The 11,395-nt window shown below is 68.3% G+C and carries 11 protein-coding genes; 6 read left to right on the top strand and 5 right to left on the bottom strand.

Annotated elements, in window-relative coordinates:
• Window positions 1-569: reverse transcriptase domain-containing protein (locus DRV84_RS04660; protein WP_147298832.1), on the top strand; the 569-nt coding region annotated here is incomplete at its 5' end.
• On the opposite strand, the gene pncB is transcribed toward DRV84_RS04660, so the two are convergent.
• The 4 genes from pncB to dnaK all read right to left on the bottom strand — a co-directional run bounded on the left by pncB (window position 570) and on the right by dnaK (window position 5,732).
• Window positions 570-1,862, bottom strand: coding sequence for a nicotinate phosphoribosyltransferase (gene pncB, locus DRV84_RS04655; RefSeq protein ID WP_115978706.1), 1,293 nt, complete (start codon window positions 1,860-1,862; stop codon window positions 570-572). It lies immediately after the preceding gene.
• Between the two features lie 61 nt (window positions 1,863-1,923).
• Window positions 1,924-2,529, bottom strand: a complete 606-nt coding sequence (gene pncA / locus DRV84_RS04650) for a bifunctional nicotinamidase/pyrazinamidase (protein WP_115978705.1) — start codon at window positions 2,527-2,529, stop codon at window positions 1,924-1,926.
• A 21-nt stretch (window positions 2,530-2,550) separates the two neighbouring features.
• Window positions 2,551-3,711 (bottom strand): molecular chaperone DnaJ, encoded by a 1,161-nt coding sequence (gene dnaJ, locus DRV84_RS04645; RefSeq protein WP_115978704.1) that lies wholly within the window; start codon window positions 3,709-3,711, stop codon window positions 2,551-2,553.
• Window positions 3,712-3,791: 80 nt separating this feature from the next.
• Complete coding sequence (gene dnaK, locus DRV84_RS04640) at window positions 3,792-5,732, bottom strand: molecular chaperone DnaK (RefSeq protein ID WP_115978703.1); 1,941 nt, start codon at window positions 5,730-5,732, stop codon at window positions 3,792-3,794.
• A 181-nt stretch (window positions 5,733-5,913) separates the two neighbouring features.
• Here dnaK and DRV84_RS04635 point away from each other — a divergent pair, with 181 nt between their 5' ends.
• On the top strand, window positions 5,914-6,537 hold the full coding sequence (locus DRV84_RS04635; protein WP_115978719.1) for an alpha-ketoglutarate-dependent dioxygenase AlkB family protein: 624 nt from the start codon (window positions 5,914-5,916) through the stop codon (window positions 6,535-6,537).
• Between the two features lie 14 nt (window positions 6,538-6,551).
• Here DRV84_RS04635 and DRV84_RS04630 read toward each other — a convergent pair whose 3' ends face one another.
• On the bottom strand, window positions 6,552-7,373 hold the full coding sequence (locus tag DRV84_RS04630) for an ABC transporter permease (RefSeq protein ID WP_115978702.1): 822 nt from the start codon (window positions 7,371-7,373) through the stop codon (window positions 6,552-6,554).
• 141 nt (window positions 7,374-7,514) lie between these two features.
• Here DRV84_RS04630 and cysQ point away from each other — a divergent pair, with 141 nt between their 5' ends.
• The 4 genes from cysQ to DRV84_RS04610 all read left to right on the top strand — a co-directional run bounded on the left by cysQ (window position 7,515) and on the right by DRV84_RS04610 (window position 11,314).
• Window positions 7,515-8,312 (top strand): 3'(2'),5'-bisphosphate nucleotidase CysQ, encoded by a 798-nt coding sequence (gene cysQ / locus DRV84_RS04625; RefSeq protein WP_115978701.1) that lies wholly within the window; start codon window positions 7,515-7,517, stop codon window positions 8,310-8,312.
• 82 nt (window positions 8,313-8,394) lie between these two features.
• Window positions 8,395-9,291: a UTP--glucose-1-phosphate uridylyltransferase GalU gene (galU, locus tag DRV84_RS04620; protein ID WP_115978700.1), complete on the top strand. Its 897-nt coding sequence runs from the start codon at window positions 8,395-8,397 to the stop codon at window positions 9,289-9,291.
• Window positions 9,292-9,297: 6 nt separating this feature from the next.
• Complete coding sequence (galE, locus tag DRV84_RS04615) at window positions 9,298-10,281, top strand: UDP-glucose 4-epimerase GalE (RefSeq protein ID WP_115978699.1); 984 nt, start codon at window positions 9,298-9,300, stop codon at window positions 10,279-10,281.
• 10 nt (window positions 10,282-10,291) lie between these two features.
• A complete protein-coding gene (locus tag DRV84_RS04610) occupies window positions 10,292-11,314 on the top strand; it encodes a glycosyltransferase family 2 protein (RefSeq protein ID WP_115978698.1) in 1,023 nt (340 codons plus the stop codon).
• Window positions 11,315-11,395: the final 81 nt, after the last annotated feature.

Here is an 11,395-nt window from a genome sequence, read left to right as displayed (position 1 = left end):
TTTTCAGATGTTCCTTGGATATCTCGCGTTTTTATTACAATGTAACAAGGACAAAGCTTGTAAGATCACTGCAGAAGATCGGAGTGCCTTTTGAGGCGGCAATGTATTATGCGCAAATATCTTTGGTATGTGATCGTGGTCACAGGTTTTTGCCATACGGGTTTCATCAGTCTCCTGCGCTTTCAGCATTGGTTCTAGACAAAAGTCTGGCGGGTAGATATTTACGAGAAGTGGCGCGTAAATTTACACTTAGCGTGTATGTTGACGATATAATCTTGTCGTCACGAAACAGTGAGGCGCTTGCAAAATCTTCAGATCAATTAGTGCAGGCGCTTCATGGCTCAAATTTTTCAATAAATGAGGGTAAGTCCAAGATTTGCTCCTCTAGTTGTATTTCATTTAATGTTTTGATTCAAGAGAATAGTACAGAAATAACAGATCAGCGACTGGATCAATTTAAGAGGCAGATCAGTGAAGTTAACGGAAAAGAGAGTGTTGTGCAGGGGATATTACAATACGTACATAGCATTAGCCCTGAGCAAGCGAAAGATTTGGCACGTGAAGTTTGATTAAACCACAACCTCCCGCCTGACCTGCTCCCCCACCCCGAACACCCGCTTGTAGCGGACGATCTCCTCGGGCGGGCCCATCGCCTTTTCCGGGTTGTCGGAGAGCTTGACGGTCGGGCGGCCGTTCGCGGCGGAGGCCTTGCAGACGAGCGAGAAGGGGGCGAGGCGGTCGCCGTCCACCAGCCCGCGGAAGTCGTTCGTCAGCAGCGTGCCCCAGCCGAAGCTCACGCGCACGCGGCCCGCGAAGCGGCGGTAGAGGTCCACGATCACGTCGTCGTCCAGCCCGTCGGAGAAGATCACGAGCTTCTGCCGCGGGTCCTCGCCCCGGCTTTCCCACCAGCGGATCGCGGTCTCGGCGCCCTCGACCGGATCGCCCGAATCGATCCGCACGCCCGTCCAGCCGGCCAGCCAGTCAGGCGCGTTGCGGAAGAAGGCCTCGGAGCCGAAGGTGTCGGGCAGGATGATGCGCAGGTTGCCCTCGTGCTCCTCGTGCCAGTCGGCGAGCACCTCGTAGGGCGCGCGGGCGAGCGCCGCGTCCGTCCCGGCGAGCGCGGCGTAGACCATCGGCAGCTCGTGCGCGTTGGTGCCGATCGCCTCCACCTCGCGGCGCATGGCGATCAGGCAGTTGGAGGTGCCGACGAACCGCTCGCCCAGCCCCTCCATCATCGCCTGCACGCACCAGTCCTGCCAGAGGAAGGAATGGCGCCGCCGCGTCCCGAAGTCCGCGATGCGCAGGCCGGAGTGCGGGCGCAGGCGCTCGATCTTTTCCCAGAGCTTGGTCATGGCGCGGGCGTAGAGCACCTGAAGCTCGAAGCGGCCCATGGGGGCGAGCACCGCGCGGCCGCGCAGCTCCATCAGCACCGAGAGCGCCGGGATCTCCCAGAGCATGACCTCGGGCCATTGGCCCTCGAAGGTGAGCTCGTACTGATCGCCGACGCGCTCGAGGTGGTAGGGCGGCAGTTGCAGGTTCTCGAACCACTCCATGAAGTCGGGGCGGAACATCTGCCGCTTGCCGTAGAACATGTTGCCGCGCAGCCAGGTGGATTCCCCGCGCGACAGGCTGAGCGAGCGGATGTGGTCGAGCTGTTCGCGCAGCTCCCCCTCGTCGATCAGCTCGGCGAGCGGGATCTCGGTGGTGCGGTTGATGAGCGAGAAGGTGACCTCGGTGTCCGGCTTGTTGCGGAACACCGACTGACACATCAGGAGCTTGTAGAAGTCCGTGTCGATGAGGGAGCGGACGATCGGGTCGATCTTCCACTTGTGATTGTAGACGCGGGTGGCGATATCGACCATGCGGGCCCTCCTCTGCGTCTCGCGTTAGAGCAAAGCCCGCACGGGGAGGGCAAGGCCTCGCTCAGTGCACGACCACGCCGCGCTCCCGCATCGCGGCGAGCGCCCGGCCGAGGGAGCCCTCGTGGTCGATGCCCCGGCAGAGATCGGCGCGCAGCTCCACCTCGAAGCCGAGGCGCGCGGCGTCCTGCGCTGAGTAGGCGACGCAGACGTCGGTGGCGAGCCCGACCATCGTCAGCCGGCTCAGGCCGCGCGTGCGCAGGTAGCCCTCGAGGCCCGTCGGCGTCGTGCCGTCGTTCTCGAAGAAGGCGGAGTAGCTGTCGATCGCCCGCCGGAAGCCCTTGCGCAGGATCAGGTCCGCGCGGTCGGTGTCGAGCTCGGGATGGAAGGCGGCGCCCGGCGTCCCCTGCACGCAGTGATCGGGCCAGAGGATCTGCGGGCCGTAGGGCATCTCGACGGTCTCCATCGGCGCCCGGCCGGGATGCTCGGAGGCGAAGCTCGTATGCCCGGCCGGGTGCCAGTCCTGCGTCAGGATCACCGCCGGAAACTCCCGCATCAGCGCGTTCACGCCGGGGACGATCGCGTCGCCCTCCGGCACCGCGTGCGCGCCGCCGGGGCAGAAGTCGTTCTGCACGTCGATGACGATCAGCGCTTCGGTCGCGGGGCGCATGGGGCCTCCTTCCGAAGGGGCTCAGCCCTTCATGTTGTCCCAGAAGCTCTTCACCGAGGAGAAGAAGCTCTTGCTCTCGGGGTTGTTGTCCTCGCTCAGCGCCTCGAACTCGCGCAGGAGCTCCTTCTGCCGGCCGGTCAGGTTGACCGGCGTCTCGACGGCGAGCTCGATGAACATGTCGCCGTAGCCCCCGCCGCGCAGCGCCGGCATCCCCTTGCCGCGCAGGCGCATCTGGCGGCCCGACTGGCTGCCGCCCGGGATCTTCACGCGCGAGCGGCCGCCGTCGATCGTCGGCACCTCGATGTCGCCGCCGAGCGCCGCGGTGGGCATCGAGACGGGCACGCGGCAGTAGAGATCGGTGCCGTCGCGCTCGAAGATGCCGTGCGGCTCGACCTCGATGAAGATGTAGAGATCGCCCGTGGGTCCGCCGCGCATGCCAGCGTCGCCCTCGCCGGCGAGTCGGATGCGCGTGCCGGTCTCGACGCCCGGGGGCACGTTGACCGAGAGCGCGCGCTCCTTGTCGACCCGGCCGGAGCCGGCGCAGGCGGTGCAGGGGTTCTTGATGATCTGGCCGAGGCCCGAGCAGGTCGGGCAGGTGCGCTCGACCGTGAAGAAGCCCTGCTGCGCGCGGACCTTGCCCATGCCCGAGCAGGTCGGGCAGGTGACGGGCTCCGCGCCGCCCTCGGCGCCGGTCCCCTCGCAGGAGGGGCAGGCGACGGAGCTGCGCACCTGGATCGTCTTCTGAAGCCCGGTGTAGGCCTCTTCGAGCGTGACGCGCATGTTATAGCGCAGGTCGGCGCCGCGGGCCGCGCGCTGGCGCGCGCCGGCGCCGCCCCGGCCGCCCATGAAGTCGCCGAAGAGATCGTCGAAGACGTCCGAGAAGGCCGAGGCGAAGTCGCCCTGACCCGGCCCGAAGCCGCCGCCCGGCCGCGGACCGCCGCCGCCGCCCATGCCGCCCTCGAAGGCGGCGTGACCGTAGCGGTCGTAGGCGGCCTTGCGCTCGGGGTCCTTCAGCGCCTCGTAGGCCTCGTTCACTTCCTTGAACTGGGCCTCGGCGTCCGGGTTGTCCGAGTTGCGGTCCGGGTGGAGCTCCTTCGCCTTGCGGCGATAGGCCTTCTTGATCTCGTCCTCCGAAGCGCCGCGGCCCACGCCCAGAACGTCGTAATAGTCCCTCTTCGCCATCGGCAAATCCCCGTGCTCGGAACCGACGGGGCCGGCCCGGCAACCGGACCGGCCCCGCGAGAACCGTCAGCGTTCAGCGCTCAGGCGCGCTTGTTGTCGTCGTCGAGGTCCTCGAAGTCGGCGTCGACGATGTCGTCGTCCTCCGACTTGCCCGAGGGCTCCTCGGCCCCGCCGGCCGCCTCTTCGCCGCCGGCCTGCGCCTCCTCCTGGCTGGCCTTGTAGATCGCTTCGCCCAGCTTCATCGAGGCCTCGGTGACGTTCTGGATGCCGGAGCGCACCTTCTCGGCGGTGACGTCCTCCTTCTCGAGGTCCTCCTTGAGCGCCGATACGGCCAGCTCGATCGCCTCCACGGTGGAGGGGTCGACCTTGTCGCCGTGCTCCTCGATCGACTTCTCGGTCGAGTGGATGAGGCTCTCGGCCTGGTTCTTGGCCTCGACGAGCTCCTTGCGCTCCTTGTCGGCCTCGGCGTTGGCCTCGGCGTCCTTCACCATCTGCTCGATCTCGTCCTCCGAGAGGCCGCCCGAGGCCTGGATGGTGATCTTCTGGTCCTTGCCGGTGCCCTTGTCCTTGGCCGACACGTTGACCACGCCGTTGGCGTCGATGTCGAAGGTCACCTCGATCTGCGGCATGCCGCGCGGCGCGGGCGGGATGTCCTCGAGGTTGAACTGGCCGAGCAGCTTGTTGTCGGCGGCCATCTCGCGCTCGCCCTGGAAGACGCGGATCGTCACGGCGCTCTGGTTGTCCTCGGCGGTCGAGAAGATCTGCGACTTGCGCGTCGGGATCGTGGTGTTGCGGTCGATGAGGCGCGTGAACACCCCGCCGAGCGTCTCGATGCCGAGCGAGAGCGGCGTCACGTCGAGCAGGACCACGTCCTTCACGTCGCCCTGAAGCACGCCCGCCTGAATGGCGGCGCCGAGCGCGACGACCTCGTCCGGGTTGACGCCCTTGTGCGGCTCCTTGCCGAAGAAGTTGCTCACTTCCTCCATGACCTTCGGCATGCGCGTCTGACCGCCGACGAGCACCACCTCGTCGATGTCGGACTTCGAGAGGCCTGCGTCCTTCAGCGCCGCTTCGCAGGGCTTCAGCGAGCCCTTCACGAGGTCGGCGACGAGGCTTTCGAGCTTCGCGCGGGTCAGCTTCATCACCATGTGCAGCGGCTGACCGGTCGCCTTGTCCATCGAGATGAACGGCTGGTTGATCTCGGTCTGCGTGGCGCTCGAAAGCTCGATCTTCGCCTTCTCGGCGGCCTCCTTGAGGCGCTGCAGGGCCATCTTGTCCTGCGTGAGATCGACGCCGTGCTCCTTTTTGAATTCCTCGGCGAGGTAGTTGACGATCCGCATGTCGAAGTCCTCGCCGCCGAGGAAGGTGTCCCCGTTGGTGGACTTCACCTCGAACAGGCCCTCGTCGATCTCGAGGATCGTGACGTCGAAGGTGCCGCCGCCGAGGTCATAGACCGCGATCGTCTTGGATTCCTTCTTGTCGAGCCCGTAGGCGAGCGCGGCCGCCGTCGGCTCGTTGATGATGCGCAGCACCTCGAGGCCGGCGATCTTGCCGGCGTCCTTCGTCGCCTGCCGCTGCGCGTCGTTGAAGTAGGCCGGAACGGTGATGACCGCCTGATCGACTTCTTCGCCGAGGTAGGCCTCGGCGGTTTCCTTCATCTTCTGCAGGATGAAGGCGGAAATCTGGCTGGGGCTGTACTTGTCGCCCTTGGCCTCCACCCATGCGTCGCCCTGGCCGCCGTCGACGACCTTGAAGGGGAGGTTCTTGTTGTCCTTCGCGAGGTCCTCGTCGTTCAGCCGGCGCCCGATCAGGCGCTTGACCCCGAAGATGGTGTTTTCCGGGTTGGTCACGGCCTGACGCTTGGCGGCCTGGCCGACCAGCCGCTCGTCGTCGGTGAAGGCGACGATCGACGGCGTCGTGCGCGCGCCCTCGGCGTTCTCGATCACGCGCGGCTGCGAGCCGTCCATGATCGCGACGCAGCTGTTCGTGGTGCCGAGGTCGATCCCGATCACTTTGCCCATGTCTTTCGATCCCTTTTGTCCGTCAGGCGATACGCCGAAGCGGCAGACCCGTTGCGGCATCTCCGCCCCGATGGGGCGACGGGGCCCTGCCCGTCGTCCGTCTGGCGGCTATATAGGGAGGGGCCTCTGGGGCTGCAAGCGCACGCCCCGGGGCGAATTTCGACGGCGCGGAGCGATGAAGATGGCGAAAACCGGGGAGGGCGGCGGCCCGTTCGAGCTGCGCGGCGTCCGGGTGCTGCCGGGGTATCTGGACGCGCCCGCGCAGGCCGCGCTCGTCGAGGCGCTGCGCGGGGTGGCCGCCACCGCGCCCTTCGTCCGGCCCGAGACGCCGCGCGGGCGGCCGATGTCGGTGCGGATGACGGCGGCGGGGCGTTACGGCTGGATCACCGACCGCAAGGGCTACCGCTACGAGCCGCGCCATCCCTCGGGCGTCGACTGGCCGCCGATCCCCGGGCAGGTGCGCGCGCTCTGGCACGACGTGACGGGCCTCGACCGGGCGCCCGACTGCTGTCTCGTCAACTGGTACGGCGAGGGCGCGCGCATGGGCCTCCATCAGGACCGGGACGAGGCGGATTTCACGATGCCGGTGGTCTCGGTCTCGCTCGGCGACGAGGCGCTCTTCCGCGTGGGCGGCACGGAGCGGGGCGGGCGCACCGGCTCGGTCTGGCTGCGCTCGGGCGACGTGGCGGTGCTGGAGGGGGAGAGCCGGCTCGCCTATCACGGCATCGACCGCATCCGCTTCGGCTCCTCCACGCTGCTGCCGCAGGGCGGGCGCATCAACCTGACGCTGCGGGTGGTGGACTGACCCGACCCGCGGGGTCAGCGCCGGGCGTCCCAGCTCGCCGAGGCGTGGCGGCGGGTGACGTATTCGCCCATCAGCCCGAGCATCAGCAGCACCACGCCGACGGTCACCGGATACTCGATCGAGCTGTTGCGCGGGAAATAGTTTGCGAAGGCGAAGCCCCGCGCCTGGTCGATGGCGTGGAAGAGCGGGTTCCAGTCGAACATCGCCAGCATGTAGCCGGGCATCATGTTGGCCACGAACATCTTGCCCGAGGCGATCATGTTGGCGCGCTGATAGACCATCGCGAAGATCGAGACGAAGGTCGGGAACCACGGCTTCAGCGCCAGCAGCACCAGCCCGATCGCGGCGCCGGTGAACCACGCCAGCAGGAACATCCCCACCGTGCCGATCGGATCGTCCAGCTCCACCGGCGTGAAGGCCACGTGATAGACGAAGAGGACCAGCGCCGCCGAGAGCACCTGAATGTAGAGCGAGCCGAGCGCGGCCGAGAGGATCGCCACCGCGGTGTTCATCGGCGCGTGCTGCATCATCGGCGAGGCCGGCCCCTCCGAGGCGAGCACGGCGCCGAGCGCCTTCACATGCGTCAGGAACAGGAAGATCCCCGTCATGATGAAGATCAGGAAGTCGCCCCGCAGCGCCATCCCGCGCAGGCCGAGCACGTTGAACATCACGTAGAAGGCGAGCACGAACAAGACCGTCTGCAGCACGTTCACCGCGATCGACATGAGCGGATTGCCGTGCGACTTGCGCACGCTGCGGACGATGCCGTGATAGACGAGCTCCAGAAGGGTCGCCGCCGATCCCGCGGCCCCGCGCCGGTTGGACTGCTGAAACATCGGACCCCTGCCTGCCTGCGCCGGTGGAAAGTAGGCCGGAAATGTTGCCCTTCCGTTGCGTCTCGACCATAACGGGTGCGGCGCCCCGAAACAATCGGCGCCGCGGACGCGACCGTCCGCTGCCGCTTTTGGAGCACGGAATTGGATTACGACCGATTGACTGCCGTGATGCGGCGGCTCGCGCTCGAGGCGGGCGCGCGGATCATGGAATTCTACGGCGCCCCCGGCGTCGCGGTGCGCGCCAAGGACGACGAGAGCCCGGTGACCGCCGCGGACGAGGCGGCCGATGCGCTGATTTCCGCCGGCCTGCGCGAGGCGTTCCCGGACGTGCCGCTCGTCACCGAGGAGCAGGCCGACACCCACGCCCAGGAGCTCGACACCTTCCTGATCGTTGATCCGCTCGACGGGACGAAGGAATTCGTCAAGCGCCGCGGCGATTTCACCGTGAACATCGCCTACGTCGAGCACGGGCTGCCGGTGCGCGGCGTGGTCTACGCCCCGGCGCGCAAGCGGCTCTTCTACACCACGGCCACCGGCCGCGCGATGGAGGAGACGGGCGCGCACGACCCGGAGGCGGCGGGCGAGACGCGCGAGATCGCCGTCGCGCACCCGGACAACGCGGCGCTGCGCGTCGTCGCCTCGCAGTCGCACCGCGACGCCGAGACCGACGCCTATATCGCCCGCTACGAGGTGGCCGACACCCGGAGCGCCGGCTCCTCGCTCAAGTTCTGCCTCGTCGCCACCGGGGAGGCCGACCTCTATCCCCGGCTCGGGCGGACGATGGAATGGGACACCGCCGCCGGCCACGCGGTGCTCGCCGGGGCGGGCGGGACCGTCGTGCGCTTCGACGATCACACGCCGCTGACCTACGGCAAGCCGGGTTTCGCCAACCCGTTCTTCATCGCCCATGCGCCGGGAGTGGAGCTCGCCGGATCATAGCCTCGCGGGCCGGGCGGCAGCATTGCCTTCCACGACGCCCCCGGCCTGTCGCCTTCGATCGAATATTGGGAGAGACAGTGTTATGCAAAAGAGGGTGACCAAGGCGGTGTTTCCCGTCGCGGGGCTGGGCACCCGGTTCCTGCCGGCGACCAAGTCCGTCCCGAAGGAGATCATGACGCTCGTCGACCGTCCGCTGATCCAGTACGCCATCGACGAGGCGCGGGCAGCGGGGATCGAGGAATTCATCTTCGTCACTTCCCGCGGCAAGAGCGCGCTCGAGGATTACTTCGACAAGGCGCCGCAACTCGAGGCCGAGCTGCGCGCCAAGGGCAAGGACGAGCTGCTCGAGCTGCTGCAGTCCACCGACATGGAATCGGGCGGCATCGCCTACATCCGGCAGGACAAGCCGCTCGGCCTCGGGCACGCGGTCTGGTGCGCGCGCCGGCTCATCGCGAGCGACGAGCCCTTCGCCGTGATCCTGCCCGACGACGTGATCGAGGGCGAGACGCCCTGCCTCGCCCAGATGGTCGAGGCGCACGCGGAGACCGGCGGCAGCATGGTCGCCGCGATGGAGGTGCCGCGCGAGCGCATCAAGTCCTACGGGGTGCTCGACTGCGAAAGCGACGACGGCGCGCTGGTGAAGGTGCGCGGCATGGTCGAGAAGCCCGCGCCGGAGGCGGCGCCCTCGAACCTCGCGGTGATCGGGCGCTACATCCTGACGCCGCAGGTGCTCGAGACGCTGGGCACGATGAAGGCCGGCGCCGGCGGCGAGGTGCAGCTGACCGACGCCATCGCCGCCGAGATCGGCGGCGCCGAGGGCGTCTACGGCTACCGCTTCCGCGGGCAGCGCTTCGACTGCGGCTCCAAGTCCGGCTTCCTGCAGGCCACCGTCGCCTTCGCCCTGTCGCGCCCGGAACTGCGCGACGACCTGATGGACTACCTCCGCGCGCAACTCGCGCTCGACAGCGCGGCGCAATAGGGCGGCATGCGCGTCGTTCTCGTCACCGGGGGCGCCGGCTACATTGGCGCGCACGCCTGCAAGGCGCTCGCGCGGGCGGGCTACGCCCCCGTCACCTACGACAACCTCTCGACCGGCTGGGAGGCGGCGGTGCGCTTCGGCCCGTTCGAGCGGGGCGATCTTCTGGATCGCGACCGCCTCGCCGAGGTCTTCGCGCGCCACCGGCCCGCGGCGGTCATGCATTTCGCCGCGCTGAGCCAGGTGGGCGAGGCGATGCGGGAGCCCGCGCGCTACTGGCGCAACAACCTCTGCGGTTCGCTCAACCTCGCCGAGGCCGCGGCGGAGGCGGGGTGCCGCAACTTCGTCTTTTCCTCCACCTGCGCGGTCTATGGCGAGCAGGACGGCGTCACGCTCGACGAGGCGAGCGCGCAGGCGCCGCTCAACGCCTACGGCGCCTCCAAGCGCGCGGTGGAGGACATGCTGTCCGACGTGGGCGCGGCGGCGGGGCTGCGGCGGGTGATCTTCCGCTATTTCAACGTCGCCGGCGCCGACCCGGAGGCGGAGGTGGGCGAGCATCACGAGCCCGAGACGCATCTGATCCCGGTGGTGCTTCAGGCGATCGACGGACAGCGCCCGGCGCTGACCATCCACGGCACCGATTACGCCACGCCGGACGGCACCTGCATCCGCGACTACGTGCATGTCTCCGACCTCGTGGAGGCGCACGTGCGCGGGCTGCGGTGGCTGGAGGAGGGCGGCGAGAGCCGGGTCTTCAACCTCGGCACCGGGCACGGCTTCTCCGTGCGCGAGGTGATCGAGGCGGCGCGGCGCACCACCAACCGCCCCGTCCCGCTGGAGGAGGGGCCGCGCCGGCCGGGCGACTGCACGCGGCTGGTCTCGGGCTCCGACCGGGCGGCGCGCGACCTCGGCTGGCGGCCGGAGCGCTCGACGCTCGAGACGATGATCGGCGACGCATGGCGCTGGCACCGGACCGGGGGCTACGCCCCCTGAGGAGAGCGGAGTGGAGACGGCGCGCGAGCTCTGGCTGGCCTACCGGCTGCGATGGAAGCGCCGTCGCCTCCTCGCCCGCGCGGTCCGCAAGCGCCGGCAGCTCCGCGCGGTGGCGGACCGCACCGGCGCGATCCAGCCGGGCGACATCCTCGCCTTCGTCGCCGTGCGCAACGAGGCGCTGCAGCTGCCCCATTTCCTCGATCATCACCGGGGCCTCGGCGTCGATCACTTCCTCGTCGTGGACAACGACAGCGACGACGGCACGCGCGCGTGGCTCGCCGATCAGGCGGACGTCTCGCTCTGGCGCACGGGGCACAGCTACAAGCGGGCGCGCTTCGGGGTGGACTGGCTCACCTGGCTCCAGATCCGGCACGGGCACGGGCACTGGTGCCTGACGCTGGACGCCGACGAGATCCTGATCTACCCGCACCACGAGACCCGGCCCCTGCCGGCGCTCACCGAGCGGCTCGACCGCGAGGGGCGGGAGAGCTTCGGCGCCATGATGCTCGACATGTATCCGCAGGGCCCGCCCGGCGCGCAGCCCTACGCGGCCGGCGACGATCCCTTCGAGACGCTCGCTTGGTTCGACGCGGGCAACCATTTCATCGAGGTGCAGCCGAGGCTCCGCAATCTCTGGGTCCGCGGCGGCGTGCGGGCGCGGGTCTTCTTCGCCGACCGGCCGCGCCGGGCGCCGACGCTCAACAAGATCCCGCTGGTGCGGTGGAACCGGCGCTACGTCTACAACACCTCGACGCACCAGATCCTGCCGCGCCGGCTGAACGCGGTCTACGACGCGGAGGGCGGCGAGTCGCTGTCCGGCGTGCTCCTGCACACGAAGTTCCTCAACACCATCGTCGCCCGCAGCCGCGAGGAGAAGACGCGCCGCGAGCACTTCGAGGTCGCCGACAGCTACCAAGCCTACTACGACGCGCTGATGGCCGACCCGGACCTCTGGTGCCCGGCCTCCACCCGGTACACCGGCTGGCGCCAGCTCGAGGCGCTGGGGCTCATGTCGCGCGGCGGCTGGGTCTGATCGACAGGCGTTTACCCGAAAGACGGGCTCCCGTATCCTTTTCCCGCGACGCGCCCCGTCGGGGTGAGGGCGCGCGCAGGG

Source organism: Rhodosalinus sediminis, assembly GCF_003385555.1.
Classification (GTDB): domain Bacteria; phylum Pseudomonadota; class Alphaproteobacteria; order Rhodobacterales; family Rhodobacteraceae; genus Rhodosalinus; species Rhodosalinus sediminis.
Note: the sequence above shows the minus strand (reverse complement) of the source record. Positions and strands in the feature narration are given on the sequence as shown.

Coding starts and splice junctions, on each gene's coding strand:
- pncB (WP_115978706.1), bottom strand. CDS start 1,862: ATGGTCGATATCGCCACCCGCGTCTACAATCACAAGTGGAAGATCGAC.
- dnaK (WP_115978703.1), bottom strand. CDS start 5,732: ATGGGCAAAGTGATCGGGATCGACCTCGGCACCACGAACAGCTGCGTC.
- galE (WP_115978699.1), top strand. CDS start 9,298: ATGCGCGTCGTTCTCGTCACCGGGGGCGCCGGCTACATTGGCGCGCAC.
- pncA (WP_115978705.1), bottom strand. CDS start 2,529: ATGCGCCCCGCGACCGAAGCGCTGATCGTCATCGACGTGCAGAACGAC.
- dnaJ (WP_115978704.1), bottom strand. CDS start 3,711: ATGGCGAAGAGGGACTATTACGACGTTCTGGGCGTGGGCCGCGGCGCT.
- galU (WP_115978700.1), top strand. CDS start 8,395: ATGCAAAAGAGGGTGACCAAGGCGGTGTTTCCCGTCGCGGGGCTGGGC.
- DRV84_RS04630 (WP_115978702.1), bottom strand. CDS start 7,373: ATGTTTCAGCAGTCCAACCGGCGCGGGGCCGCGGGATCGGCGGCGACC.
- DRV84_RS04635 (WP_115978719.1), top strand. CDS start 5,914: ATGGCGAAAACCGGGGAGGGCGGCGGCCCGTTCGAGCTGCGCGGCGTC.